Here is a 25,650-nt window from a genome sequence, read left to right as displayed (position 1 = left end):
CGGTCCAGGGACGAGCAGTCGAGGTGTGTGCGTGAGAGAGAAGGTGGGTCGTCAGCGCCCGGGGATGGCCACTCTGATGTGGCAGCCCGACTCACTGTCGAGAACGTCGATTGTCCCGCCGTGCAGTTCGGTGGCCCACCGTGCGATTCCGAGTCCGAGACCTGTTCCGCCGTCGGTGGATCCGCCGCGAGTGAACCGGTCGAACACCGCGTGACGGTCGGCCGGTGCGATGCCGGGACCCTCGTCGCGAACATCGAACGCGAACCGGTCCCCGGCTCGATGCGCTCGGATACTCACCGTGCCCGACTGCGGCGAATGCCGTACGGCGTTGTCGACGAGATTCGTGATCACCTGCGTCATTCGAGCGCGATCGGCGACGACCGTCCCGGCACCGGGTGAGACGACGATCGATACTCGTTCTCGGTGAACGCCGGTCGCCTCCTCGAGGAAGGGGCGCACCGGGAATTCCGTCGGTGCGATGCTCAGCACTCCGCCCTCGACCCTCGACAGATCGAGGAGTTCGGTCACCAGGTTTCCCAGTCTCTCGGTCTGGCCGAGAGCCACCGACAACGTAGCCGGGTCGGGTTCGGTCACCCCGTCGACCATGTTCTCGAGCACTGCCCGCAAGGCAGCGATCGGAGTCTTCAATTCGTGGGAGACGTTTCCGATCAGCTCGCGGCGGTACTTCTCGGCGGCTTCCAAGTCGCTCGCCATGGTGTTGAATGCGGTGGCGAGCTCGCCCACCTCGTCGCGGGACGTGGCACGCACCCGGGTCGAATAGTCGCCTCGCGCCATCGCTTTGGCCGCCGAGGTCATCTCTCGCAGGGGCGACGTCATGCCGTGCGCGACGAATTGTGTTGCGGCCAAGGACACGATCAATGCCGCGAGAAGTGTGTAGCGAAATTGCCAGCCGGCCCCGATCCAGAAGACGACGCTCGCCAGCACGAGCACGATGCCCACCACGAGCGAGACCTTGAGTTTGAACGACCGCAAAGGATCGAGCGGACGCGGCAGCATCGGCCTCATCGCGGTGCCTCCACGGCGTATCCGACGCCGTGGACGGTACGAATCAGGTCGCCACCGAGCTTGCGCCGCAACGCTTTCACATGACTGTCGACGGTACGGCTGCTGGCCGAATCGTCCCAGCCCCACAGTTCCGACAGCAGAGTCTCCCTGGACACCGCCGTACGAGGCCGAGCGGCGAGATACGCCAGGATGTCGAATTCGGTTCTGGTGACGTGGATGTCGCCCGCGTCGGTGGAGACGCGTCGCTCCCGGTGATCGATGTGTACGTCGCCGATTCGAGTGGTGTACTGCTCGGGAGTGACGACGCGCTCGGCGCGCCTGATGAGAGCGTGCACACGCGCGACCAGTTCACGCATGCTGAACGGCTTGCCCAGATAATCGTCCGCACCGACGCCCAGCCCGACGAGCATGTCGGTCTCGTCGGACTTGGCCGTCAACATCAGTACCGGTACCGGCCGGGATGCCTGGATGCGTCGACACACTTCGAGTCCGTCGAAACCGGGAAGCATCAGATCCAGCACCACCACGTCGGGGTCGATCCGGCCGCACACTTCCACCGCGGAGGGGCCGTCGGCGGCAGTGACCACGTCGTACCCCTCGCCTCGCAGTCGAGCGGCCACGGCGTCGGAGATCGTGGGTTCGTCGTCGACTACGAGAACTGTGCGGCTCATGAGAATTGACCCTAGAGGTCGCACATGGAGGACTTCGTCGGGAAATGTGGAGGTTCGGTGAAGGTTGACCTGAAAGTCGAACTAAGGGTGGGCTACCCTTCCTTTCGATACCCGACCTGACGAAAGGCCCACTCGATGCGTACCCGACCACTTCGGAGAACTTTGGCGGTGTGCGCGATCGCGCTGACCACGGCGGGACTACTGAGCGCCTGCTCGAACTCCGACGGCACGTCCGACGGCCCCGACTCCCCCACGACCGCCAGCTCGGGCGTCTTTCCCGTCTCGGTAAAGCATGCGTTCGGCGAGACCGTCGTTCCCGAGGAACCCACGCGCGTCGTGGTGGCGGGATACACCGAACAGGACACGGTGTTGGCCCTCGGCGTGATCCCCGTCGGAGTGACGGAGTGGTACGGCGACCAGCCGTACGCGACCTGGCCCTGGGCTCGGGCCGCGCTGGGAAATGCCCAGCCCGAGGTGCTCACCAACAACGGCGACGGTTTCGAGACCGAGAAGATCGCCGCCCTCGAGCCCGATCTGATCATCGCCACCAACGCCGGTCTCACCGCGGACAGCTACCGGACTCTGAGCAACATCGCACCCACGCTCGCCCAGTCCGACGCGTCGACCGCCTACTTCGAGCCCTGGGACGTACAGGCGGAGAAGATCGGCCGGGCGTTGGGCAAGAAAGCCGAAGTGGACGGACTCATCGACGGTGTGAATCAGAAGTTCGCCGATGCCGCGGCGGCTCACCCCGAGTTCGCAGGGAAGAAGGCGATCTTCCTGCAGAACGCGTTCTACGAGGGCAAGGCCATCGCGTACCAGGACGGTTTGAGCACCGACTTCCTGACGAAGCTCGGTTTTGTGATCCCCGACGACATCGACGCGTTCGTGCCGGCCGACGGCAGTGCACAGGCGAGCATCCCGCTGGAGAACCTGTCGGTCCTCGACACTGCAGATGTGCTGATCTGGGGAACGGAGAACCCGGGCGATCGCGGCCAGTTGGAGAGGGAACCGGTGTACAACGCTCTGCAGCCGGTCAAGGACGGCAACCTCGTCTTCACCGACGGGGTGACGGCGGGCGCGATCTACTTCACGAGCGTGCTGAGCCTGCCGTACGTGATCGACAAGGTGGCTCCGGCACTCTCCGAGGCGCTCGACGGTACCGCCACCACCATCACGTCCTGACTCATGCCGCGGAGCGCTTCTCCATCCACATGGCGACGGACAGAACGCCGAGGCCGGCAACAGCGAGACCCGAGCCGACGGCGGCCGGTGCCGTGTAGCCGAGACCTGCGGCGATCACCGCGCCGCCCACCGCGGCTCCGATGGCATTGGCCAGGTTGAACGCCGCGTGGTTGAGTGACGCGGCGAGAGTTTGCGCGTCCTCCGCCACGTCCATCAGACGGGTCTGAAGTCCGGGGACGACGGACGAGCCGGACGCGCCGATCAAGAACACGAGAAGCAGCGCGGTCACCGGGTTGTGAGCCGCGACGACGAAGACGGCCAGGGACACTGCGGTCGCGGCCAGCCCGATGAAGGTGCCCTTGAGCTTGTACTTGTCGGCCAACCAACCGCCTGCGTAGTTGCCGGCAACCATGCCGAGGCCGTAGATCATCAAGGCCACCGGAACCAGTGCACGGGCAAGGCCTGCGACGTCGGTCAGGGTCGACGCGATGTAGGTGTACACCGCGAACATGCCGCCGAATCCGACGATGCCGACGAACAGGGTCATCCAGACCTGGCCACGGCGGAGGGCACCGAGCTCGGTGATCGGGCTGGTGGTCGGCATGGCGTCGAGTCGCGGCATCCACAGGACCAGCGCACTGACGGTGAGCAACCCGATCACGGCGACGAGCGCGAATGCGCTTCGCCACCCGAGGGCCTGGCCGATCCAGGTCGCCACCGGTACACCGACGACGTTCGCCACCGATAGACCCATCATCACCATCGCGACGGCCTTCGCTCGTTTGCCCGGTTCGGCGAGGTGCGCTGCCACCAGTGCGGCAACGCCGAAATACGCGCCGTGCGGCAGACCGGCCACGAACCGGGAAGCAACCAACTCGTTGAAACTCGGCGCGAAGACCGTCCCGAGATTGCCGAGAGTGAACGCCACCATCAGGGCCAGCAACAACATGCGCCGAGGAACACGCGCCGCAAGAGCGGCGATTGTCGGCGCACCGACGACGACGCCGAGCGCGTAGGCGGAGATCATGTGGCCGGCCGACGGCTCCGAGATTCCCATCGTCGTCGCGATGTCCGGGAGCAGGCCCATCGACGCGAATTCGGTGGTGCCGATGCCGAAGCCGCCGATGGACAGGGCCAGCATGGCGAGCCTGCGGCGGGTCGAGTGCGGTCGATGGCCGACGCTCAACCCACTCGACACCTTGCCGCGCACGGCGCTGACGTTTCTGGCGAGAGCGGAATCGGTGACAGTCACAGCAGAACAACCTTCGTAAGCAATCGGATTACAGAGCGGGCCAGGGGCTGGTGGATCGACCTGGTAAATCGACGACCTGGTGGATCGATTCAGTACAGCCCGACCGGACGGCACAACGTTCGTCGTGTTCATTGTCTTCCCCGAGGCGACCGGTTTTCGAGTCGTCGGGCGGTGATTGTCCTCACCAGAGCATCTGCTCGAGGGTCGTGAGCGCCCTCGTTCCCCCGAGACACCCGTACCCGCTAAGATTCCTGCCAGGTCATGAGTGCCAGCATCGAGCCCCGGCTTGCTGGCCGGCAACCCTCCAACCGCGGTGGGGTGCCCCGGGTGAACGACCAGGCCGATGCAACACATCCGTGTCGTATCGACAAGCGCGGGTCCGCTCCGAAGCGGACCCACTGATCTTCGGCCCCCACGGGCCGAGGCATGTCAGGAGGTTCTCATGTGTTGCTGTACCGATACGCCCCGTAACGCTCGAGTTCTCGAGCTTCATTCGACAGAAAACACGTCTGAGAAAACGGAGTATCACCAGCCATGACCGATTCGACCCCCGACGTCGTCGACGCCACCGGAGCACCCACCGAGGATCCGTTCACCGATCCCGCAGCCGACTGGAGCTTCGAGACCAAGCAGATCCATTCGGGTCAGACACCGGACGGCACCACCAGGGCTCGTGCGTTGCCCATCTACCAGACCACCTCGTACACGTTCGACAACACCGACCACGCGGCCGCACTGTTCGGCCTGGCGGAACCGGGCAACATCTACACCCGCATCATCAACCCCACGCAGGATGTCGTCGAGCAGCGCATCGCCGCTCTCGAAGGGGGCGTCGCAGCGCTTCTGCTCGCGTCGGGCCAGGCGGCAGAAACGTTCGCCATTCTCAATCTCGCCGAGGCGGGCGATCACATCGTCTCGAGCCCGCGGCTCTACGGCGGCACGTACAACCTTTTCCACTACACGCTTCCGAAGCTGGGCATCACCGTCTCGTTCGTCGACGATCCGGACGATCTCGAGCAGTGGCGCGCGGCCATCACACCGTCGACAAAAGCGTTCTACGGTGAGACGATCTCCAACCCGAAGAACGACATTCTCGATATCCCCGGCATTTCGGCGATCGCCCACGAGAACGGCATTCCGCTGATCGTCGACAACACCGTCGCGACGCCGTACCTGCTGCAGCCGCTGAAGCACGGTGCCGACATCGTGGTGCACTCGGCGACGAAGTACCTCGGCGGTCACGGCACGGCGATCGCGGGCGTCATCGTCGACGGCGGAACGTTCGACTGGACGCAAGGCCGTCACCCCAACTTCACCACCCCGGATCCGAGTTACCACGGTGTCGTCTTCGCCGATCTCGGCGCTCCGGCCTTCGCCCTGAAGGCGCGGGTGCAGTTGTTGCGTGACATCGGGGCTGCGGTGTCACCCTTCAATGCGTTCCTGATCAGCCAAGGCCTCGAGACGTTGAGTCTTCGAATCGAGCGGCACGTGGAAAACGCGCAGAGGGTGGCCGCCTTCTTGGCCGGTCGCGACGACGTCGTCTCGATCAACTACGCCGGACTCGAATCCTCGCCCTGGTACGAGCGCGGCCAGCAGCTGCTCCCGAAGGGGCAGGGCGCGATCATCGCGTTCGAGCTGAAGGGAGGAGTGGACGCGGGCAAGAAGTTCGTCAACGCTCTCACTCTGCACAGTCATGTGGCTAACATCGGAGACGTGCGTTCTCTCGTCATCCATCCCGCGTCCACCACGCATTCGCAGTTGACCCCGGAAGAGCAGTTGGCCTCCGGCGTCACTCCCGGCCTCGTGCGTCTGGCCGTCGGTATAGAAGGAATCGACGACATCATCGCCGATCTCGAGGTCGGCTTCCGCGCGGCGGCGTCTTGAGCCACAGCTTGAACACAGGCGTTCGTCCGGAGGCGGTCCTTCCGTCTCCGGACGGGCGGTTGGGAACCATCGACATCGGTGGTCTCGATCTCGAGAACGGTTCTCACATTCCGCACGTGACCGTGGCGGTGCAGCGTTGGGGCGAGATGGCAGCCGATCGCAGCAACGTCGTGCTCGTCGAACATGCGTTGACCGGCGATTCCCACGTTTCGGGACCGCCGGATGCCGACCACGTACTGCCCGGTTGGTGGAACGGGATGGTCGGACCGGGCAGCCCCATCGACACCGACGAATGGTGTGTCCTCGCCACCAACGTTCTCGGCGGATGCGGAGGCACCACCGGGCCGAGCAGCACCTCCCCCGACGGCACCCCGTACGGTTCTCGCTTCCCGGAAATTTCGATTCGCGATCAGGTGGCGGCAGAGGTCGCGGTGGCCGACGTTCTGGGCATCGATCGGTTCGCCGCCGTCGTGGGCGGGTCGATGGGTGGCATGCGCACCCTCGAATGGATTGTGGGACATCCGGATCGGGTGGGTGCCGCGCTGGTGCTCGCCGTCGGTGCCCGCGCGACAGCGGACCAGATCGGGACACAAACCACCCAGATCGCTGCGATCAAGGCCGATCCGGGTTGGCTCGGCGGCAACTACCACGACACCGGCACCGCCCCGACCGCCGGACTCGGGATCGCTCGTCGCATCGCGCATCTGACGTACCGAACCGAGAGCGAACTCGACATTCGGTTCGGAAACTCTCCGCAGAACGACGAGGACCCGTGGGCCGGCGGCAGGTACTCCGCGCAGAGCTACCTCGAGCATCAGGCCGCCAAACTGGTCAATCGATTCGACGCGGCGACGTACGTTCTTCTGAGCGAAGCGATGAACCGCCACGACGTGGGCCGAGGACGCGGCGGAGTCGCCGAAGCCCTTGCGTCCGTGCCGGTTCCGACCATCGTCGGGGGCGTCGATTCCGATCGCCTCTACCCGCTTCGACTGCAGAAAGAAATTGCGCGTGAACTCCCACAGTGCCGGGGGCTCGAAGTGATCCAGTCGCGAGACGGCCACGACGGATTTCTCACCGAGGCCGATTCGGTGGCGAAGTTGCTGGCCGAGACGATGGAGCTCGCCCGCCTCGGACGGCGCTGACCCGAGTCGATCGGTCTACGTCAGTCCGTCCCCAGGGGATCGATCGACAGCGACAGAAAGACGATGGCGCCGCCGACGCCTCCCAGCGCCAACACGTCGAATCCCCTGCTGCGCACCTTCAGGGTGCCGACGCGTGACTCGGGTAGGCACAGTCGCAGCAACGCTGCCACCACCGCTGCGCACCCGAAGATGAACGAGCCGCGCCGCCAACGGTCGGCGAGAACCAGGACCAGCGCGGCGAGCACGATGATCGACACCACGACCATCGGTAGATTCCGAGCGAGCGCCGCTCGGAAACCCGGCACGTGATCGCCTCGCGCATCCTGTACGTCGTTCACCTCGGCTCGCTCAACTCTGGGCCGCAGTGCGTTCGGCTCGCTCCACGACATTGGACAGCAGAAACGCGCGCGTCAACGGCCCGACTCCACCGGGGTTGGGCGACAGGAAACCGGCCACCTCGGCGACGTCGTCCGCGACGTCTCCGCGCAATCCGTCCTCGGTGCGGGTGACCCCGACGTCGAGCACAGCCGCCCCGGGCTTGACCATGTCTGCGGTGATCAAACCGGGAACCCCGGCGGCCGCGATAACGATGTCGGCGCGGGAGACCTCGGCGGCAAGATCACGAGTTCCGGTGTGGCACAACGTGACCGTCGCGTTCTCCGAACGGCGGGTCAGCAGAAGTCCGATCGGCCGGCCCACCGTCACACCGCGGCCGATGACCACAGCGCGCGCCCCGTCGAGTGCGACGTCGTAGCGACGCAGCAGGTGGACGATGCCCCGCGGGGTGCACGGCAATGCGGCGTCCTTGCCCAGCACCAAGCGGCCGAGGTTGATCGGGTGCAGACCGTCGGCATCCTTGTCGGGATCGATGCGCTCGAGCGCGGCGTTCTCGTCCAGATGCTTGGGCAACGGAAGCTGCACGATGTACCCGGTGCAGTCGGGGTTGGCGTTGAGCTCGTCGATGACCGCTTCGAGATCGGACTGAGTGATATCCGCGGGAAGATCGCGTCGAATGGAAGTGATGCCCACCTTCGCGCAGTCGTTGTGCTTGCCCCGCACGTACGCGGCAGAACCCGGATCATCTCCGACGAGCACCGTCGCCAGGCCGGGAGTGATGCCCTGCTCCCGCAGCCGTGCCACACGGGCGGTGAGGTCGACGAAAATCTCGTCACGAGTCGCTTTGCCATCGAGGATCGTTGCAGTCACCGGGCCATTGTTTCAGGTTCTGCCCGTCCGGCGGCGCGCCGGGCCGATCACCGCGGTCAGCTCTCGACGATCAGACCCTGCGCAGCCGCGAAGGCCACTGCTTGCATCAGTTCGATCTTGGCCCCGCGCACCCCTGCGCCGACCCACAGGGACGCATCCACGACGGCTCCGCGCAGGTCCGACTCCTCCATTTTGGCACCGACGGTTCGTGCTCCCGCGAGATCGACGGACCGCAACACCGCTTTGCGAAGATCGGTCGAGGTCAGGTTCGCCTCCCGCATCCGACATCCGGTCAGATCGACGCCGCGCAGGTCGGCATTACCCAGCGAGGCCAACGTGAAATCGACTTCGTCGTAGGTGGCCGGCCGCATGCGAGTGTCCACGAACACCGATCCCATCAACGTCGAGTGACGGAAGACGCTGTGCTGCAGATTGGTTCGAGTGAACGTGCACGATCGAAAGGCCGAGTTGGTGTGCACCGAATCCGTGAGGTCGGTACCGGTGAAGTCGCATTCGGTGAAGACGACCGAGTCGATTCGGACATTGCTCATGTCCGCGTCACGGAAGGTGCACCGGACGAACTGCCTGCCCGACCACTCCCGCCCGTCGAGTCGAGAATCCGAGAAATCTTCGCCGATGGTCTGTTCGTCGTCCACCTGCCCCATCCTCCCCGGGCCCGTGGTGGCAGAGTGATCCGGGTGTTTCGACTCATGTTCTTCGAGCCCCGGATTCCGCAGAACACCGGCAATGCGATTCGCCTCGTCGCCGGCACCGGATGCGAACTGCATCTCGTGGGCCCCCTCGGGTTCGACATGTCCGAACCCAAGCTCAAACGTGCGGGATTGGACTACCACGACCTCGCGTCGGTCACCGTGCACCAGGACCTGCCGTCGGCGTGGTCCGCACTGGCCCCGGAACGGGTCTTCGCCTTCACCGCGCACGCAACACGCTCCTACGCCGACGTCGCCTACCAACCCGGTGACGTCCTACTGTTCGGACCGGAACCCACCGGACTCCCCGACGACGTCTTGAACGACCCCCATGTGACCGATCAGCTGCGCATCCCGATGATCCCCGGACGCCGATCACTCAACCTGGCGAACGCCGCAGCAGTGACGATGTACGAGGCCTGGCGCCAACACGACTATCAGGGCAGCGTCTGAGCGATTTGCGTTCGAGTGCGCTCGAAGCCATAGCTTTCCGTTCATGACACAACCGCTCGGACAACGGCATTGGCTCATCACCGGAGCATCCTCTGGCCTGGGTCGGGCGCTCACCGTCGCCGCTCTGGAGGCAGGCGACACCGTCGTCGCAGCGATGCGGCGACCCGAACGTCTCGACGACCTGGTTGCCGAGAACCCGGAATCCCTACTGACCATCGCCTTCGACGTCAGAAACACCGAATCCGCGCCGACCGTCGTCGAGGCCGCGATCGGCCGGTTCGGACGCGTCGACGTACTGGTGAACAACGGAGGCGTCGGGCAGATCGGTGCGGCGGAGGAGATAGACGACACGCGATTGCGCGACATGCTCGAACAACACGTGGTCGGGCCTGCTGCTCTGACCCGCGCAGTCCTGCCTCACATGCGAGAGCGGAGCGCGGGAACCATCGTGCAGGTCAGCAGCCAAGGCGGCCGCGTCTCGTTCCCGGGTGCCGGCTCGTATTCTGCAGGTAAATTCGCGCTCGAAGGCTGGTCTGAAGCCCTTGCCGGCGAGGTCGCTCGGTTCGGCATTCGAGTTCTCATCGTCGAACCGAGTCGGTTCAGGACCGGGTTCAACAATGCCGATGTACTCGAGATCGCAGACCCCATCGATGCCTACACCGCCCTGTTGGGCGCGCTCAGAGTCGACGTGCTCGACGTCGACGGACGGCAAGAAGGCGATCCGGCCCGCGCCGCGCACATCATCCGCCGACTGGTCGACGCCGAATCCGCTCCCCTGCGCATCCCACTGGGGCGAGAAGCGGTTCGACGGCTACGCGAGTCGTACCGTCGGGAACTCGACTCCTTGAACACCCATGCCGAATTGTCCGCAAGCGCGGATTTCCCCGGTGTGCCCGAATCCGTCCGTCCGGTATGACTGCCCAGGTAGGACTATCTTCCCTCTCATGTCGACGAACGAATTGATGAACAGGGCGCTGTCGGCGGCCGTGGACTCGGCTGCGCCCCTGACGGTGGAGCTGCTGCACGACCTGATCGAGCCGTCGGAACTGCCCGAACCGCTCGGTATCGCCGAGGTAGCCGAACTACTCGGCATCTCCACACACACGCTGCGGTACTACGAGCGATGCGGCCTCATCGACGTCGATCGCGACGGACTCGAGCACAGACGATACGATTCCGCGGCCGTCCGTCGATTGGTGTTCCTGACAAGGATGCGGCTCTCGGGTATGCCCATGCGCGACCTCCGGAGATACGTCGCGCTGGTCGACAGCGGCGACCAGACTGTCCCGGAACGACTCGAGATGCTCGTCGCGCATCGCGACGCTGTTCACAAGCGCATCCGAGAACTGCAACTGTCTCTCGTGGCAACCGAGTACAAGATCGCAACATACGGCGGCGCCACGGGTCCGTGATCCGGGTGAAACAACCGTTCGGCCCGGTGGGCATGTCTGCGTCCTCGCACGTCAAATCGATTGTGAGCGTCGACAAATCGATCTGGTCGGAACGGCACCTGCGCTGTGAGACCCAACTATCGAGCCGCGTCCGACGGCTCGCCAGCCCTCCGATAACAATTTCCTTTCGTTCGGCGGTCGCCCGGGCATGCCGACTCGGAGCATCGCCACCCGCTTCGGACACCGGCACCGAGCCGACAAACAGGCCCCAATCATGAACTGACGGAACGGAATCGACCGGACTGCGCACGTAGAACCTGGGCAGTACAAAGGCGGTACGAACCGGCTCGACCGTTACCGCAGGGGTCCGAGAAATCGGACTTCTACGACGATTCATCTCCCGATGCCATCGGCACCGTTACACAATCTGTGTCTGCTTGCTGTCACGGACCCCCGGAGCGGGGTACCGTGTGCCGCACCGACCCGTTTCGCTCGTGAAGGAGCTTTCTGTTGTTCTCTGTTTCCCTGCCCCGTACGGTTTCTTCCAACTCCTCCTCCGCGCGAACGTTCAGTCGGTTCGGTAGTCGAATCGCCCGCACCGCAGCTATTTTCGCCATCGGATCGGGCCTGACGGCGGCCGCCTTCGCCGGCACCGCCACCGCGTCGGCGGCACCGGTCACGTGCGTGTCGCCGCCCTCGGCCAACGACATCCAGGTGAGTGACACAGCGAGCTGCGGAGCCACCTCGAGCGGACCCGGAAGCGCCACCGCCGGTGCCGCCGACAGCGGAACTGCCGTCAGTGTCAACGACGGGCCGGGCGCAACCAACACCTACGCCAACGGTTACGGTGTCGCGCTCGGAGCGAGCAAGAACGCGGGCACGGCATACGCGCTCGCACTCGGCGGCGGAATCGCGCACTCGTGGGCAGATGCCGGCCAGACGACCCTCGCGGTCGCAGGATGGGGATCCGGTGCCACATCCGAGGCACGCGGCGTCGACTGCGTCGGGCCGCTGTCGTTGGCACTGAACCTCACGAGCGGTCAGTTCTGCGTTCTCGGTAGCTGATTCTTCATCCGATCGAGCGGAGCCGACTACCCCGACACGGACCCGTCGAGGTAGTCGGCTCCACCTACGTAGACAGTCCGGCCGGACTTCTCGATGGGTCCGATTGCAGCCTCAGTCACAGCCGACGCGAACTCCGCAATGGTCGGGAGCGCACCCTGCGCGGTTCGCGCAGCGACTGAGTCCGGATTACGGCGTTCGAGCAGGGTGACCACGATCGTGCCCTCGATCATGTCCCCGGACACCACGACCAATTCGATTCCCCGAGAATCCAATTCAGGAATCATCCCACGCAGTGCATCCTCCCCCGCCCGTTTGCTCGCAGCAACGGGTTCGTATTCGACGGGGACCGGTTTCTTGCCGTGAAAATGCGCCTGGTGGCTGGTGAGGAAGACGATCCGCGAGCCCGGCTCCATACGGGCGATACTCGCGCGAGCCAGCGCCACCTGCGCGTCGCGATTGATACTCATCGCGTAGTCGGGTTCTGCACCGAACTCCAGGCCACCCGAGGCATTGAGAACCAGAACGTCGATTGCGCCGAACTCGGCAACGACTACGTTCAGCATGGCGTCGATCGCGTCAGCGTCGGTGACGTCGGCACCCACAGGAAGAGCTGTGCCGCCGCCCTCCTCGATCGCGCGCACCACGGCCTCGGCTCGACGCTTCTTCTCGCGGTAGTTCACCGCGACCGCAGCACCGAGAGCACCCAACTGCAATGCAGTTTCTGCTCCGATTCCCCGAGATGCGCCGGTGATCAACACCGTCTTTCCATCCGCCCGCCCGGTCATTCGTTCTCCACTCCTCGTAGTGCTTCGAATTTCGAACTGCTTCGATTTTCGAACCACTATGATGAGTCGAGATGGAAAAGGCAAACGAACCGCGCCGTGCCATGATGGCCGCGCTCGACCTTCTGGGGCAGCGCTGGAACATGCGCATCCTGTTCGAGCTACGCAGCGGACCGCTCGGCTTCCTCGAACTGAGGCGACGCACCGACGACATATCCTCGAGCGTGCTCGCCACCCGGCTACGCACTCTCGTCGACGCACGAGTGCTGGCGAAGGGCCCTGATGGCTCTTACCGTCTCACCGAGATCGGTGACGAACTCGGACCCGCACTCGAACCGCTGTGGCAATGGGCACAGCGATGGAACGAGGACAGCGACCACACCGATCACCGCATGTAACCAGTCTCGGCAAGTGCTCAACGGGCACCTTTCCATTCTTGTCGGTGGGTCGAGATACTCTTTCTTCAGTTCGAACGCATGTTCTGAACTGGGGGTCACCGGGGGGTGAAAAATGGCTGCACCAGTGGTGTCGTTGGATGCGTTGACCGCTGCCGCGCGGGAAGAGAATCGGCATGCGGCCCGAAAGATCGCTGCCTGCTACGACTTCCACCTCACCTGCATCGCGCAGGATGCGAAGCATCGGCGGTACAGCCGGTACGGACGCACCGAACTCGCTGTCGCGTTGGGATGCTCGGCGACGGTCGCCGAGGCCTACATCTCTGCCGGGGTTGCGCTGCACACCCGCATGCCGAAGCTCCGGGGAGAATTCGAGGCCGGTGAGATCGACTTCGCGCGGGTTCGGGTCGCGTGCCGGATTCTCGACAATCTGTCCGACGCCCTCGTCGACCTCGTCGAAGGCGACGTCGTCGAGGCCGCACGTCGCTTCTCACCGGGGCCGTTGGAAAAGGAGATCTGGGAGATTTTGCTGCGCGTCGCACCGGAGGAAGCAGCAGCGTTGCGAGAGTTCGCGAAGAAGTTCCGCAATGTTTCCTACGCCCCGGCTGGGGAATTGGCCCGGATCCGAGCAGAATTGACCGCCCCCGAAGCCGCCGCCGCATGGCAGCTGCTCGAGGAGATGGCCGACACGGTGTGCGCGAAGGATCCGCGCGGCAAACAGGAACGACTGTGCGATGCGTTCATGGCGCGGATGCACGGTGAACCCCGGCTGACATGCCTGTGCCAACGCGCGGGCTGCCCGAAGAAAGATGCAGAGCTGCCGGATCGTCGGGTGCCGTTGACGATGGTCACTGTCGACATCGCAACTCTCATCGGACTGTTGGCAAATCCTGCGTACTTGGCTGGGCACGGATCCATCGACCCTGATCTGGCACGAGAGTTGGCGCGCAACAGTCAGTGGCAGATCCTGCTCACCGAAGCAGTCACCCTCGCCGAGACACTCGGACTGGCGGTGCAGAACCCGGAAACCGGGGAATGGGAACGACGCTCCGCTGAACCCACAGACACCACAGACACCACAGACACCACAGACGAGCCGAACAGGGCAGACCCCGAGCCTGCACAGCCGAACTCGGCAGAATCGAACGTAGCCGAATCGAACGCGACGGAATCGAATACACCTCCAGCGCATGCGGATACACGCACCGACACAGGCACCAGCACCGCAACACGCTCAGCAGCGCCGACGGACAACGCAACGGAGAAGTCAGCGCCAGCGGACACGGCAGCACCGACAACTCACACCGACAGCGCGACCAAGAATGCAACCGACAATGCAGAACGCGTGGACGATGCAGGGCCGGGTCCGGGTTCGGCTGCTGCACAGACCGATTCGACGACTGTTCCGACACCACCTGAGCCGACCGTTGATGACGACACCCGGCAACGACGTCGGAATGCCCTTGCCTCCGCAGCGGCACTGTTCTGTACTCACACCCCAATCGGCCGGGGCGCACGGCACAGCTCTGCCCTACCCTCGATGATCCGGTCGAACCGCCGCATCATGCACACACCGGCAGGCATCTACCTCGGCAATGCGTCCCTCGCCGCAGCACTCGAAGCCGACCCCACTCTCGGAACATCCGTCGGGCGCGACCCACTCACCGACCGAGCCCTGATCTACAGACCCGACGCCCTCACCATCGCCGCCGTCCGACTCCGCGACCGCCACTGCCGCTTCCCCGGCTGCCACCGACCCGCCGCACGCTGCCAACTCGACCACGTGATCCCGTTCGACCACGCCAACCCACTCGGCGGCGGCTGGACCACCGTCAACAACCTCCAATGTCTTTGCGAATACCACCACAGCGTCAAAACCGCAGGCTACTGGACCGCCGTCATGCTCCCCGGCGGCGCCATCCTGTGGACCTCCACCTCGAAGACCACCCGAATCACCCTGCCAGCCAACGGAACCACAGTACCCATCATCGGCAACGACCTCCGGCCACACACCCCCACCCAACCCAGAAGATCAGGCATCATCGCCTACCCCGACCCACCCGACAACCCGACCCCCGAGCCAGAACCGACCAACGAAGAAGACGAGGAGCCGCCCTTCTGAGTATCGGTGCGCTCTTCGGTGCCTCCTCATGGCAGCCTCGCGAATTCTGGTCGCTGCCGACCGGCATACTCGATCCATGAGGTATTCACGTGCGCACACCCGCCCGAGGGCGCTGTCGTTGCACGGACGGATTCGAGTGTTGACGATGAGCCTGGCCGCGCTCGCCGTTGCGGTCAGCGCTCTGGCGATCTACCTCGTCGCAGAGCAGTCGCTTCGCTCGCAGATCATCGACCGTGTCGGCCGAAACAGCGATGCACTGATCGCCAGCGCCGCGTCGGGAGTGCCTGCCGATCTCTTCGGGTTCGGGATCGAGGACACCGAAGGAACCGCGGTCAAAGTTGCGTTGATGACCACCGATGGCACCTTGGTGTCCTCGTCCAACGGCACCTACCCCTTCACCAACTCCGATGGTGGGCTCGACGATCCGGAGAAGGCGGTCACCGAGGGCCGCACCGATCGGTCACTGCGGGAGGTTCGCGGCTACTACATATCCGCCGAGCGCACCGATTCCGGTGAGACGATCATGGTGGCCGAAGCCCTGAGCGGTACGTCACCACTGCTCGGAAAACTCACGCTTGCCCTGATCCTCGTCGGGGCGTTCCTCGTCGCCCTCGCTGGTGTGGCCGGCGCAGCCGTCGCTCGCACCGGGCTTCGTCCGGTCAGACGGTTACGCGCCGGAACGGAACGAGTGGCCAGGACGGGTGCCTTCGAGCCCATCGACGTCAACGGAGACGACGAACTGGCGTCTCTCGCCAACAGTTTCAACGAGATGCTGGCTGCGCTCTCGCGGTCGCGGGCACGACAGGGACAGTTGATAGTCGACGCAGGTGCCGAACTGATGGAACCATTGACCGCTCTGCGCACCAACATCGATCTGTTGATGTCCCTCGACGGCCCGAATGCCCCGGTCATGCCCGACGAGCAACAGGACCGACTGCGCGTGGAAGTCATCGAACAGATGGACGTCATCATCGGACTGGTGCACGACTTGGTCGACCATGCCCGAGAGCCCGCACCGACCCAGCAGTGAGAACCCAGCAGTGGGCACCGAGCAGGGCCCGCGACTCAGGATCCGAGTCGTACACCGGTGAGAACCTCGGATGCGTCCCACAGACGTCGCGCATCGTCCATGCTGCGCAACGGCTTCCATATGGAGACCTCGGCCGGGGGACCACCGATCAGGCGTCTGGGTCCTACGAACTGGTCGCCTCGCGACAGTGTTCCCGCTGCTGCCACCACAGCCGGCTGCGCGGCGCTGTCCACGCTCCCCGCAATCCCGACGCGAGCCAGAACGCTGATCAGCCCGCGGCCGGCCGAATCCTTGGGTCGTCCCAGGCCCGGTTGAGCCGCAAGCAGATTCGTCGGGGAGATTCCGGGATGCGCCATGTTGCTGGTGATTCCCCACCCGCCGGCCCTACTGCGCGCCTCGAGCTCACGGGCGAACAGCCCCACAGCGATCTTGGATTGGCTGTAGGCCTTCATGACGTCGTAGGACTGCTCCCAATTCAAGTCGTCCCAGTTGATGGCCCCCACGCGTGCCGCGATGCTGGTCTGGTGAGTGACCCGTCCTGCGCCTTCTCGGAGCAGTGGGAGCAGGCCGAGGGTGAAGGCGAAGTGACCGAGGTGGTTCGTACCGAATTGCAGCTCGAACCCGTCCTGGGTGACCTGCCGCTGCGGCGGTTGCATGACACCGGCGTTGTTGACGAGAACGTCGATCGGTCGGCCTTCCGACAAGAACTCGTCGACCGATGCGCCAACGGAGGTCAGTGACGACAGATCGAGGAGCCGAGTGCTGACCTTCGCGTTCGGCACGGATGACCGAATCGATTCGACTACCCGCTCTCCCTTGGCGGCTGAGCGCACGGGCATGACGACCTCGGCTCCCGAACGAGCGAGAGAAGTCGCAATCACCGCGCCGAGACCGTCACTCGCTCCGGTGACGACGGCACGCTTTCCAGTGAGATTCCTGATCGATGTATCTGCGATGCGGGCCATTGTGAGCTCCTCGGCTGTAGTGATCGAGCGATTTGGATGCGCTGACATCCATGGTCGTGCCACACGCCGCTCTGATCCAGGACTTGCCGATCCACTGATGAGCAGACCTCGTCAGGTCAGTACGTCAGTACCGACAACCGAGAGCAGTTCCAATCTTGCATAGCTCTCGCTGCCCGGCACGGCTGTGTACACCAGCAGTCGATGCGATTGCTCGGGGTCGAGCAGCGTCTGACAATGCAGCTCGATCTGGCCGACCGCCGGATGGATGAAGGTCTTGAACTCGGGGGGACGAACACCCACTTCGCGCCGCTCCCACAACACTCGGAATTCCTCGCTTGACGCTTGGAGTCGAGCGGCCAGTCGAGCCGCCTGCGAGTCCGGGCCGCGCAGGGTCGCGACTTCCCGTAAACCCGAGGCGTACGCCCTCGACAGCAAGGCGCGATCTTCGAGCGGATACGACTGCTGGACAGCAGGATCGGTGAACCAGCGATATCCGAGACTTCTATCCGGCCCGGTCCGGTGCGTTGCGTCTCCGGTCAAGGCTGCTGCCAGAGGCGTCTGTCGAAGGGTCTCTCCGATCTCGGAGATGATCTCGGCCGGCGTGTCGTGCAGGCGATCCATGATGCGCAACAGGCCAGGGCTGACGTGCTCGCTTGCCGCACCGCGTACCGGTGGACTCTGGCCGGCCAAGCGGAAGACGTGGTCGCGCTCGTCCAACGACAGGTGCAGACCCTGCGCTATCGACGCGATCATCTGCTCCGATGGAGCGGGGCCTGTTCCGCGCTCGAGGCGCGCGTAGTAATCGGTCGACATGTGGCACAGGCCGGCTACTTCTTCCCGGCGCAGACCCCGCGTTCGACGCCGTTGTCCACGCGGAAGTCCGACATCCTCGGGCTGTAGCGCCTCTCGGCGCTGCTTGAGAAAAGCGGCCAATTCCGGTCTGTCGATCAACAGAACCCTCCTCTGTCGTGCGTTGCCCGCCATTGTGCTCCTTCGGTACTCGCTATTGTCGAACGATGAATGCCCCTTTGACGATCGTGACCGGCGGCAGCCGCGGAATCGGAGCCGCAGTATCTCGGCGTCTCGTGGCCGATGGGCACGACGTCGTGATCGCCTACCGCTCGGAATCTGCGACCGCCGAAGCAGTGGTGCACGAACTGTCGAGCGCCGACCGAACGGTCGTCGCGATACGTGCCGACACCACCGACGAGCGGTCGGTGATCGATCTGTTCGCTGCGGCTGCCGAGATTGGCACTGTCACCGGATTGGTGAACAACGCCGGATCGGCGCGTGCAGTAGGGACCCTGGCGAACAACGACATCGAGACGATCAGGGCAGACTTGGACGTCAACCTGCTCGGCGTCCTGACCTGCTGCAAGTACGCCGTACACGCGATGGCCGACCACGGCGGTGCCATCGTCAACATCTCCTCCGCGGCAGCCACCATCGGAAGTCCCGGTATGTACGTGCACTACGCCGCGGCCAAGGCAGCCGTCGACACCTTGACGGTCGGTCTGTCCAAAGAGCTTGCCGCGCAGAACATTCGCGTCAACGCCGTCGCGCCGGGAGTCATCGAGACCGAGTTTCACAAAGACCGTGAGCGACCACGGAAGATAGCGTCGAGCATCCCCCTCGGCCGCCCCGGAGTGCCCGACGAGATCGCCGGCGCGGTGTCGTGGCTGTTGTCCGAGGATGCGCGCTACGCCACCGGAACGGTCGTCCGAGTCGCAGGCGGAATGTGACGGACACTCGGCATGCCGATCAGCGAGGCGGAAGTCGATGCAGCTCGACGTCTGTCAGCTCGCCGCCATCGGCAACGGCGGTGAGGTAGGTACAGAACGGCTGCCGACGCCGATCCGTCGGCGATCCGGGGTTGAGCAGCCGTAGACCGTTGTCGGCCGTCGTATCCCACGGAATGTGACTGTGTCCGAACACGAGGACGTCGGTATCGGGGTATTCGGCCGCCATCCGGCGCTCGCGTCCTGTGGCGGCTCCGGTTTCGTGGACGACGGTGAAGCGCACGCCGCCGAGTGCCACGTCGGCACGTTCGGGCATGACCGCACGCAGCTCGTCGCCGTCGTTGTTTCCCCAGCAGGCGACCAGCGAACGAGATCGCTGCGAGAGTGCCTCGAACGTCGCGAGATTCACCCAATCTCCGGCATGGATCACCACATCGGCGTCGTCGACGGCGGCCCACACCTGATCGGGCAGCACTTTCGCTCGGGTGGGCAAGTGAGTGTCCGCAATGATCAGTAGCTTCACGCCTCGATTCTGCACCGGCGTCCTGCTCGATGACGCGCGGGCAGGCCGAGTTCATCAGCGAAAGTCTCTGGATCGGGACGCAACTCGCAGATCCATCAATTGCAGATGGTCTGCCACCACGGTCACCGCTCCCTCGGCATTCTGCACTTTGCCTCGAATGAGCAACGCCGGAGCGGTGATTGCGAGTTTGCGGTACTTCGCCCACAACCCCACCGAGCACACGACGTTGACCATGCCGGTTTCGTCTTCGAGGTTGATGAACGTGACGCCTCCCGCGGTTGCCGGACGTTGACGATGCGTCACTGCACCGCCGACGAGGACCCGGTCGCCATCGGGGATCTTCAGCAGCCGATTGGCGGGCACCACGCCGAGGGAATCCAGCCGATCCCGGAAGAACTGAGTGGGGTAGGAATTGGGTGACACTCCCGTTGCCCAGACATCGGCCGACGCCAGATCGAGGTCCGTCATACCCGGCAGCGCAGGCGCTTTCGTCGATGCGCCGACGCCGGGGAGCAGACCGGGCCGCTCCCCCGCGGCCGCTCCGGCAGCCCACAACGCCTCTCGACGAGTGATGCCGAAACACCCCAGCGCGCCGGCCGTGGCCAGTGCTTCCGCTTGCGCCACCGACAGTTCGACGCGTCCCGTCAGATCCAGAAACGAGGTGTACGGCCCGTGTGCGTCTCGCGCGTCGACGATCTTCTGGGCAAGTGCCGTCCCGATGAACTTCACGTCCGCCAAACCCATGCGGATCTCGAGACCGTCTGCCTCGAGATTTGCATGACCGAGACTGGCGTTGACGTCGGCACCGTGCACGACCACGCCGTGCCGTCGGGCATCGGCCACCAGAGACTGAGGTGAGTAGAAGCCCATCGGCTGAGCACGAAGGAGACCGGCACAGAACGCCGCCGGATGGTGCAGCTTGAACCACGACGAGTAGAAGACCAACGAGGCAAAGCTCTGCGAATGGCTTTCGGGAAAGCCGAAGTTGGCGAACGCCGAGAGCTTTTCGTAGATTCGATCCGCGGCTGCACCGGTGATGCCGTGCAGATCACGCATTCCGTCGTAGAACCGTCCACGAAGCAATTCCATCTTCTCCGGAGACCGTTTCGATCCCATGGCTCGACGCAGCTGATCGGCATCGGCGGCGCTGAAGCCCGCGACGTCGATGGCCATCTGCATCAGCTGTTCCTGGAACAGCGGTACCCCGAGAGTTCGATCGAGAGCTTTCTTCAGCGACGGATGATCGAAGGTGACCGGTTCGAGTCCGTTGCGCCGCTTGACGTACGGGTGCACCGAGCCACCTTGGATGGGACCGGGACGAATCAAGGCGACCTCGACGACGAGATCGTAGAAATTACGCGGCTTGAGCCGCGGAAGAGTCGCCATCTGGGCCCGCGACTCGACCTGGAACACACCGACCGAATCGGCCCGTTGCAGCATCTCGTACACCGCATGTTCGGACAGGTCGATCGAGGCGAGGTCGATCTCGATGCCCTTGTGTTCGGCGACCAGGTCGATCATGTAATGCAGAGCCGAGAGCATCCCGAGCCCGAGCATGTCGAACTTGACCAAACCCACTGCGGCACAATCGTCTTTGTCCCATTGCAGCACACTGCGATTCTCCATCGTCGCCCATTCCACCGGGCACACGTCGGCGATCGGTCGGTCGCAGATCACCATTCCTCCCGAATGGATGCCGAGGTGACGCGGAAAGCCCTCGATCTGACGGGCGAGGTCGAGAACGGAATCGGGGATCCCGTCGCCGTCCTGATCGCCGATTCCGGACCACCGGGTGATCTGCTTGCTCCACGCGTCCTGTTGCCCCTGGGAGAACCCGAGAGCGCGAGCCATGTCTCGTACCGAGGACTTCCCGCGATAGGTGATGACGTTGGCGACCTGAGCGGCATGGGTACGGCCGTACTTGGCGTACACATGCTGAATGGCCTCTTCCCGCCGATCCGACTCGATGTCGATGTCGATGTCGGGTGGTCCGTCGCGTTCGGGTGCGAGAAACCGCTCGAACAGCAACTTGTTGGCAACCGGATCGACATTCGTGATTCCGATGGCGTAGCAGACGGCCGAGTTCGCCGCCGAGCCTCGCCCCTGGCACAGAATGTCGTGGGTCTTGCAGAAATGAACGATGTCGTGCACCACCAGGAAGTAGCCAGGAAATTCGAGCCGCTCGATGATGTCGAGCTCGTACTCCAACTGCGAATATGCAGCCGGGTTCGCCGACTGCGGGCCGTACCGCCGGGCAGCACCCTCGAACGTGAGCCGCCGCAGGTAACTGATCTCGGTGTAACCGTCGGGCACCTCGAACGGTGGGAGACGAGGCGCAATCAGTTTCAGATCGAACGTGCATTCTCGACCCAGTTCGACGGCACCGCGCACTGCACCGGGATAGTGCTCGAACAACTCCGCCATCTCCGCCCCCGACCGCAGATGTGCACCACCCGTCGGTGCCAGCCACCCTGCCGCCTCGTCCAGACTGCTCCGCGCACGTACCGCAGCCATCGCCATGGCCAACCTTCGGCTACGCGGACTGGCGTAGTGCGCCGCCGTGGTGGCGATCATCGGCAGACCGTACCGGCGAGCCAGCGCTGCGAGGGCGTCGTTGCGCTCATCGTCGTCGGCAGTGCCGTGCCTGGTGAGCTCGACGGTGACGCGCTCGGCCCCGAACCGATCGACCAGATCACGCAGCGCGAGATCGGCCGCCTCCTGCCCACCCCGCGAGAGTGCTTGGCGAACATGCCCTTTGCGACAACCGGTCAGGATCTGCCAGTGCCCTCCCGCCGATTCGGTGAGTTCGTCCACGTCGTACCGCGGCTCACCCTTGACTCCGCCGGCCAGATGCGCGGCCGCGATCCGACGCGACAGCCGCCGATACCCTTCCTGTCCACGAGCGAGCACCAGAAGATGCGTACCGTCGGGATCGGTCGCTCCGGCCCTGGACCGGTGGGTGTCGAGCGACAGCTCGGCACCGAACACTGTTCCGATGCCGAGGGCTCGTGCTGCCTCGGCGAAACGTACGACGCCGTAGAAGCCGTCGTGGTCGGTGATCGCAATGGATTCGAGTCCCAGACGCACCGCTTCCTCGACCATTTCCTCCGGCTGCGATGCTCCGTCGAGAAAACTGAACGCAGAATGCGCATGCAGTTCTGCGTATGGTGTCGACGGCCCCACCGAATCGGGCCGGCGACCCTGGTAGGCGTCGCGTTTGCGCGACCACGCCGGGCTGTCGCCCCCATCGCCTTCGGCGACCGGCTTGGGGCGCCCGGAGAGGACTCGCTCCATTTCCGACCAGGTGGGCGGCCCGTCGTTCCATCCCATCGAGACCACCTCCTTCACACCGTCACGCAGATCATCGAACACTTGTTCTAATGAGAACACGAGGGTCCGACACGATCAACTACAGTCGAATCGCTACTCACCCCTTCCACAGAGCCGGAGCACAGTTGTGACGCGTTGGGCATCGTTCGTCGTATCGCACAAGCGATGGGTGCTCGCCGTCGTCGTCGCGGTCGTAGCCGTCGGCGGCGTGCTGGGACTGGGCGTCTTCTCGAAACTGAGCGAGGGCGGATACGCCGACGCAGGCAGCGAATCGTCGCAGGTCGCGCGGCTGGTCCAGGGCATCGGCCAACCGACCCCCGACATCGTCGCGATCTACACCGCACCCGACGGACGCACGATCGACGACATCGGACCACAGGTGCAGTCAACACTCGACGAATTCCGCAGCCGCTACACCCTCGGAAACGTGAACTCCTACTGGACCGCGGACCCGGTGACCAAGGAATTCCTGGTCTCGAAAGACCGAACCAAAGCACTGGTGACCATCTCCCTCGGTGCGAAATCGGGAGTTACGTTCAACACGTTCGGTGAGCTACCTCCACAACTCGTCGTCCCCGGCATCGAGTCGCAATTCGCCGGCGCATCGGTCGTGGGCGTCTCGCTCAGCCAAACCCTCGAGCGAGACCTCGTGCGCTCGGAGATCATCGCCGTCCCCATCACACTTCTGCTTCTCGTCTTCATCTTCGGTGGCGTGATCGCCGCAGCGGTACCGGTGTTCGTCGGAATTCTCAGTGTGCTCAGCTCGCTGGCAATCCTGCGGGTGCTGACCGAATTCACCGAGGTGAGCTCGTTCTCGATCAACGTTGCGTCGTTGCTCGGCCTCGGCTTGGCCATTGATTACGGACTGTTCATCGTCAGTCGATTCCGCGAGGAACTCCGCACCGGGTCGTCGTCGATGGAGGCGACCGTACGTACCGTGTCCACTGCGGGCCGCACCGTCGTCTTCTCCGGACTGCTGCTGATCTGCGCGTTCGCGGGCATGCTGGTCTTCCCGCAGGCGGTGATTCGATCCCTCGGTTTCGGTGCCATGGCCGCGGTGGCCAGCGCCGCCCTGCTGTCCCTGACCGCGGTGCCCGCTCTGCTCGCTCTTCTTGGCACTCGCATCAACTCCTGGACCTGGTCGCGTACCGCCTCGGACCGCAGTGACGCACGCGCACACAAGTTCTGGGGTGGTGTCGTCACCCGAGTGATGAAGAATCCAGGAATCGTCGCCGCCGTCATCGTCGCGGGCCTGCTGATCGTCGCCACGCCGATTCTGAAGGTCTCCCTGGGAGAGGTCGACTACACGGCACTACCGAAGAACGACCCGGCACGGGCGGCCTTCGAAACCCTCGCCACCGACTTCGAGTCCACCGGCGACGGTGCCACCGTGGTGCTGCGGGGTCTCGACGGCGTCAAGCCTCAGGGCCCGCCCGTTGCGGAACTGACCGCAGCGATGAACGCCACCCCCGGCGTTGCCCGAGCCGAATTCCTCGGATCCAAGGACGATCTGGTGGCATTCCAGGCGTCCTACAGCGAACCCAGCGACGGAACGACCGAGGCTCGGTCCCAATCGAATGCGGTGACTGCCCTCCGCGCGATCACTCCACCGGACGGCACCGAAATCCTCGTCGGCGGCGGACGCGCGAACGTCGACGACGGTAATGCCGCGATCGCGAAATGGCTGCCGGTGATGATCGCGATCATGGTGATCTCGACGTTGGTCCTGCTGTTCCTGGCCTTCGGCTCGATAGTGCTGCCGATCAAAGCAGTTCTCATGGCCGGACTGAGCCTGGCAGCGACCTTCGGTGCACTGACCTGGGTGTTCCAGGAAGGTCACGGTGCAAGCCTGCTGGGAGTGACGCCCGGTCCGCTCGAGTCGACCTTCGTCGTACTCATCCTCGCAGTCATCTTCGGCCTGTCGACCGACTACGAAGTGTTCTTGATGTCCCGGATGGTCGAAGCGCGCTCGGCAGGTGCTTCCACCGAGGAGGCCGTCATTTTCGGAGCCCAGCGCACCGGACGCATCGTCACTGCCGCGGCCCTGATCCTGATCGTCGTCACCGGAGCGTTCACGATCTCGGGCCTGTCGATCATGAAGTTCCTCGGCTTCGGCGTGATTCTGGCGCTGATCATCGACGCCACCATCATCCGCATGCTGCTGGTGCCCTCCTTGGTCAAGCTCATGGGCGAAGCCAACTGGTGGGCCCCGGCGTGGATGAAGAAAGTGCACGAGAAGGCCGGTATGGGGCACTAGCTGTTCTTCCCGGGGACGTTGTGGACGGTCAGTCGCTCGATGGGTGACTTGCCGCCGATGCCTGTGTGGGGTCGGTGGTGATTGTAGTGGTGGATCCAGTCTTGGTAGGTCGCCGCTCTGGCTTCGTCGGAGAGGTAGGTGTTCGCGTAGGCCCATTCCTGGTTGAGGGTTCGGTTGAATCGTTCGACTTTGCCGTTGGTCTGCGGCCGATACGGCCTGGTTCGTTTGTGCTTGATTCCAGGGCCTAGGGTCTGCGCGAACAGTGTTGAGCGGTAACAGGATCCGTTGTCGGTCAGCACACGCGCGATCGTGATGTCATGGGCTGCGAAGTAGGCTTTGGCGCGCTCGAAGAACCCCGAGGCGGTTTCTTTGCGTTCGTCACCGAGGATCTCCGAATACGCGAGCCGGCTGTGATCGTCGACGGCGTGATGGACGTAGGAGTAACCGCGGCCCTGTTTCTTGTTGTGCCGCTTTCCGATCGCGCGGCCGAGCTTGCGATGTCCGCCGCCGTCGGGGATTCGG

The 25,650-nt window shown here is 64.3% G+C and carries 24 protein-coding genes and 1 riboswitch; of the genes, 12 read left to right on the top strand and 12 right to left on the bottom strand.

Annotation, left to right across the window (positions count from 1 at the left end):
• Positions 1 to 51 precede the first annotated feature (51 nt).
• Both CH266_RS14400 and CH266_RS14395 read right to left on the bottom strand, forming a co-directional pair.
• Positions 52 to 1,026 carry a HAMP domain-containing sensor histidine kinase gene (locus CH266_RS14400; RefSeq protein ID WP_032366682.1) on the bottom strand — a complete coding sequence of 325 codons (975 nt, stop codon included), beginning with the start codon at positions 1,024 to 1,026 and terminating at the stop codon, positions 52 to 54.
• Positions 1,023 to 1,697, bottom strand: a complete 675-nt coding sequence (locus CH266_RS14395) for a response regulator transcription factor (RefSeq protein ID WP_032371022.1) — start codon at positions 1,695 to 1,697, stop codon at positions 1,023 to 1,025. Before CH266_RS14395 ends, CH266_RS14400 begins: the two co-directional genes overlap by 4 nt.
• 135 nt (positions 1,698 to 1,832) lie before the next feature.
• Here CH266_RS14395 and CH266_RS14390 point away from each other — a divergent pair, with 135 nt between their 5' ends.
• Positions 1,833 to 2,882 carry an ABC transporter substrate-binding protein gene (locus CH266_RS14390; RefSeq protein WP_094715558.1) on the top strand — a complete coding sequence of 350 codons (1,050 nt, stop codon included), beginning with the start codon at positions 1,833 to 1,835 and terminating at the stop codon, positions 2,880 to 2,882.
• A 1-nt stretch (position 2,883) separates the two neighbouring features.
• Here CH266_RS14390 and CH266_RS14385 read toward each other — a convergent pair whose 3' ends face one another.
• Positions 2,884 to 4,023 carry an MFS transporter gene (locus tag CH266_RS14385; RefSeq protein ID WP_032367243.1) on the bottom strand — a complete coding sequence of 380 codons (1,140 nt, stop codon included), beginning with the start codon at positions 4,021 to 4,023 and terminating at the stop codon, positions 2,884 to 2,886.
• Between the two features lie 368 nt (positions 4,024 to 4,391).
• A riboswitch (SAM riboswitch) is annotated at positions 4,392 to 4,514 on the top strand.
• 154 nt (positions 4,515 to 4,668) lie between these two features.
• On the opposite strand from CH266_RS14385, the gene CH266_RS14380 reads away from it, so the two are divergent.
• Both CH266_RS14380 and metX read left to right on the top strand, forming a co-directional pair.
• Positions 4,669 to 6,018, top strand: a complete 1,350-nt coding sequence (locus CH266_RS14380; protein WP_094715557.1) for a bifunctional o-acetylhomoserine/o-acetylserine sulfhydrylase — start codon at positions 4,669 to 4,671, stop codon at positions 6,016 to 6,018.
• Positions 6,019 to 6,026: 8 nt separating this feature from the next.
• Positions 6,027 to 7,160, top strand: coding sequence for a homoserine O-acetyltransferase MetX (metX, locus tag CH266_RS14375; RefSeq protein ID WP_032408179.1), 1,134 nt, complete (start codon positions 6,027 to 6,029; stop codon positions 7,158 to 7,160).
• 20 nt (positions 7,161 to 7,180) lie between these two features.
• Here metX and CH266_RS14370 read toward each other — a convergent pair whose 3' ends face one another.
• The 3 genes from CH266_RS14370 to CH266_RS14360 all read right to left on the bottom strand — a co-directional run bounded on the left by CH266_RS14370 (position 7,181) and on the right by CH266_RS14360 (position 9,031).
• Complete coding sequence (locus CH266_RS14370) at positions 7,181 to 7,426, bottom strand: DUF3017 domain-containing protein (protein ID WP_045842095.1); 246 nt, start codon at positions 7,424 to 7,426, stop codon at positions 7,181 to 7,183.
• An 82-nt stretch (positions 7,427 to 7,508) separates the two neighbouring features.
• Entirely contained in the window at positions 7,509 to 8,366 is an 858-nt protein-coding gene (locus CH266_RS14365; RefSeq protein WP_032371024.1) for a bifunctional methylenetetrahydrofolate dehydrogenase/methenyltetrahydrofolate cyclohydrolase, read from the bottom strand.
• A gap of 56 nt (positions 8,367 to 8,422) precedes the next feature.
• Positions 8,423 to 9,031, bottom strand: a complete 609-nt coding sequence (locus tag CH266_RS14360) for a pentapeptide repeat-containing protein (RefSeq protein WP_094715556.1) — start codon at positions 9,029 to 9,031, stop codon at positions 8,423 to 8,425.
• A gap of 33 nt (positions 9,032 to 9,064) precedes the next feature.
• Here CH266_RS14360 and CH266_RS14355 point away from each other — a divergent pair, with 33 nt between their 5' ends.
• The 4 genes from CH266_RS14355 (at position 9,065) to CH266_RS14340 (ending at position 11,985) form a co-directional block, all read left to right on the top strand.
• Complete coding sequence (locus CH266_RS14355; protein WP_179284834.1) at positions 9,065 to 9,529, top strand: tRNA (cytidine(34)-2'-O)-methyltransferase; 465 nt, start codon at positions 9,065 to 9,067, stop codon at positions 9,527 to 9,529.
• A gap of 43 nt (positions 9,530 to 9,572) precedes the next feature.
• A complete protein-coding gene (locus CH266_RS14350; RefSeq protein WP_094715555.1) occupies positions 9,573 to 10,445 on the top strand; it encodes an SDR family oxidoreductase in 873 nt (290 codons plus the stop codon).
• A 28-nt stretch (positions 10,446 to 10,473) separates the two neighbouring features.
• Complete coding sequence (locus CH266_RS14345; protein ID WP_027496394.1) at positions 10,474 to 10,941, top strand: MerR family transcriptional regulator; 468 nt, start codon at positions 10,474 to 10,476, stop codon at positions 10,939 to 10,941.
• Between the two features lie 489 nt (positions 10,942 to 11,430).
• Complete coding sequence (locus tag CH266_RS14340) at positions 11,431 to 11,985, top strand: DUF6764 family protein (protein ID WP_176457096.1); 555 nt, start codon at positions 11,431 to 11,433, stop codon at positions 11,983 to 11,985.
• Between the two features lie 26 nt (positions 11,986 to 12,011).
• On the opposite strand, the gene CH266_RS14335 is transcribed toward CH266_RS14340, so the two are convergent.
• Positions 12,012 to 12,770 (bottom strand): SDR family oxidoreductase, encoded by a 759-nt coding sequence (locus CH266_RS14335; protein ID WP_094715554.1) that lies wholly within the window; start codon positions 12,768 to 12,770, stop codon positions 12,012 to 12,014.
• 71 nt (positions 12,771 to 12,841) lie between these two features.
• Here CH266_RS14335 and CH266_RS14330 point away from each other — a divergent pair, with 71 nt between their 5' ends.
• From CH266_RS14330 to CH266_RS14320, 3 genes are all read left to right on the top strand, one after another.
• The gene (locus CH266_RS14330) at positions 12,842 to 13,165 is read left to right on the top strand and encodes a winged helix-turn-helix transcriptional regulator (RefSeq protein ID WP_032393319.1); all 324 of its coding nucleotides are present in this window, start codon (positions 12,842 to 12,844) and stop codon (positions 13,163 to 13,165) included.
• 112 nt (positions 13,166 to 13,277) lie between these two features.
• Positions 13,278 to 15,284 (top strand): DUF222 domain-containing protein, encoded by a 2,007-nt coding sequence (locus CH266_RS14325; RefSeq protein WP_094715553.1) that lies wholly within the window; start codon positions 13,278 to 13,280, stop codon positions 15,282 to 15,284.
• Positions 15,285 to 15,360: 76 nt separating this feature from the next.
• On the top strand, positions 15,361 to 16,314 hold the full coding sequence (locus CH266_RS14320) for a methyl-accepting chemotaxis protein (RefSeq protein WP_032365671.1): 954 nt from the start codon (positions 15,361 to 15,363) through the stop codon (positions 16,312 to 16,314).
• Between the two features lie 35 nt (positions 16,315 to 16,349).
• Here the strand turns inward: CH266_RS14320 and CH266_RS14315 are convergent, their stop codons facing one another.
• Positions 16,350 to 17,279: an SDR family oxidoreductase gene (locus tag CH266_RS14315; RefSeq protein ID WP_094715552.1), complete on the bottom strand. Its 930-nt coding sequence runs from the start codon at positions 17,277 to 17,279 to the stop codon at positions 16,350 to 16,352.
• A 111-nt stretch (positions 17,280 to 17,390) separates the two neighbouring features.
• Entirely contained in the window at positions 17,391 to 18,230 is an 840-nt protein-coding gene (locus CH266_RS14310; RefSeq protein WP_032384021.1) for a helix-turn-helix transcriptional regulator, read from the bottom strand.
• Positions 18,231 to 18,295: 65 nt separating this feature from the next.
• On the opposite strand from CH266_RS14310, the gene CH266_RS14305 reads away from it, so the two are divergent.
• Entirely contained in the window at positions 18,296 to 19,021 is a 726-nt protein-coding gene (locus CH266_RS14305; RefSeq protein WP_094715551.1) for an SDR family NAD(P)-dependent oxidoreductase, read from the top strand.
• Between the two features lie 19 nt (positions 19,022 to 19,040).
• Here the strand turns inward: CH266_RS14305 and CH266_RS14300 are convergent, their stop codons facing one another.
• The gene (locus tag CH266_RS14300; protein ID WP_032371122.1) at positions 19,041 to 19,541 is read right to left on the bottom strand and encodes a metallophosphoesterase family protein; all 501 of its coding nucleotides are present in this window, start codon (positions 19,539 to 19,541) and stop codon (positions 19,041 to 19,043) included.
• Positions 19,542 to 19,595: 54 nt separating this feature from the next.
• The gene (locus tag CH266_RS14295) at positions 19,596 to 22,871 is read right to left on the bottom strand and encodes an error-prone DNA polymerase (protein ID WP_094715583.1); all 3,276 of its coding nucleotides are present in this window, start codon (positions 22,869 to 22,871) and stop codon (positions 19,596 to 19,598) included.
• A gap of 127 nt (positions 22,872 to 22,998) precedes the next feature.
• Between CH266_RS14295 and CH266_RS14290 the strand changes: the two genes are divergently transcribed.
• Positions 22,999 to 25,128: an MMPL family transporter gene (locus CH266_RS14290; RefSeq protein WP_032387027.1), complete on the top strand. Its 2,130-nt coding sequence runs from the start codon at positions 22,999 to 23,001 to the stop codon at positions 25,126 to 25,128.
• On the opposite strand, the gene CH266_RS14285 is transcribed toward CH266_RS14290, so the two are convergent.
• A partial coding sequence (locus tag CH266_RS14285) for an integrase core domain-containing protein (RefSeq protein ID WP_141214474.1) occupies positions 25,125 to 25,650 on the bottom strand: 526 nt, incomplete at its 5' end. The two genes, CH266_RS14290 and CH266_RS14285, sit on opposite strands and share 4 nt — an antisense overlap.

The sequence above is a fragment of the Rhodococcus sp. 06-1474-1B genome (assembly GCF_002258885.1).
Classification (GTDB): Bacteria; Actinomycetota; Actinomycetes; order Mycobacteriales; family Mycobacteriaceae; genus Rhodococcoides; species Rhodococcoides fascians.
The sequence above is the reverse complement of the archived record's forward strand: the minus strand, read 5'-3'. Positions and strand labels throughout refer to the sequence as shown.

Bases quoted from the DNA above. Each gene is read 5' to 3' on its own strand.
- CH266_RS14315 (WP_094715552.1), bottom strand. From the start codon at position 17,279: ATGGCCCGCATCGCAGATACATCGATCAGGAATCTCACTGGAAAGCGT.
- CH266_RS14370 (WP_045842095.1), bottom strand. From the start codon at position 7,426: ATGGTCGTGGTGTCGATCATCGTGCTCGCCGCGCTGGTCCTGGTTCTC.
- CH266_RS14345 (WP_027496394.1), top strand. From the start codon at position 10,474: ATGTCGACGAACGAATTGATGAACAGGGCGCTGTCGGCGGCCGTGGAC.
- CH266_RS14325 (WP_094715553.1), top strand. From the start codon at position 13,278: ATGGCTGCACCAGTGGTGTCGTTGGATGCGTTGACCGCTGCCGCGCGG.
- CH266_RS14320 (WP_032365671.1), top strand. From the start codon at position 15,361: ATGAGGTATTCACGTGCGCACACCCGCCCGAGGGCGCTGTCGTTGCAC.
- CH266_RS14360 (WP_094715556.1), bottom strand. From the start codon at position 9,031: ATGGGGCAGGTGGACGACGAACAGACCATCGGCGAAGATTTCTCGGAT.
- CH266_RS14390 (WP_094715558.1), top strand. From the start codon at position 1,833: ATGCGTACCCGACCACTTCGGAGAACTTTGGCGGTGTGCGCGATCGCG.
- CH266_RS14330 (WP_032393319.1), top strand. From the start codon at position 12,842: ATGGAAAAGGCAAACGAACCGCGCCGTGCCATGATGGCCGCGCTCGAC.
- CH266_RS14305 (WP_094715551.1), top strand. From the start codon at position 18,296: ATGAATGCCCCTTTGACGATCGTGACCGGCGGCAGCCGCGGAATCGGA.
- CH266_RS14400 (WP_032366682.1), bottom strand. From the start codon at position 1,026: ATGAGGCCGATGCTGCCGCGTCCGCTCGATCCTTTGCGGTCGTTCAAA.
- CH266_RS14380 (WP_094715557.1), top strand. From the start codon at position 4,669: ATGACCGATTCGACCCCCGACGTCGTCGACGCCACCGGAGCACCCACC.
- CH266_RS14385 (WP_032367243.1), bottom strand. From the start codon at position 4,023: ATGCTGGCCCTGTCCATCGGCGGCTTCGGCATCGGCACCACCGAATTC.
- CH266_RS14350 (WP_094715555.1), top strand. From the start codon at position 9,573: ATGACACAACCGCTCGGACAACGGCATTGGCTCATCACCGGAGCATCC.
- CH266_RS14395 (WP_032371022.1), bottom strand. From the start codon at position 1,697: ATGAGCCGCACAGTTCTCGTAGTCGACGACGAACCCACGATCTCCGAC.
- CH266_RS14295 (WP_094715583.1), bottom strand. From the start codon at position 22,871: ATGGGATGGAACGACGGGCCGCCCACCTGGTCGGAAATGGAGCGAGTC.
- CH266_RS14335 (WP_094715554.1), bottom strand. From the start codon at position 12,770: ATGACCGGGCGGGCGGATGGAAAGACGGTGTTGATCACCGGCGCATCT.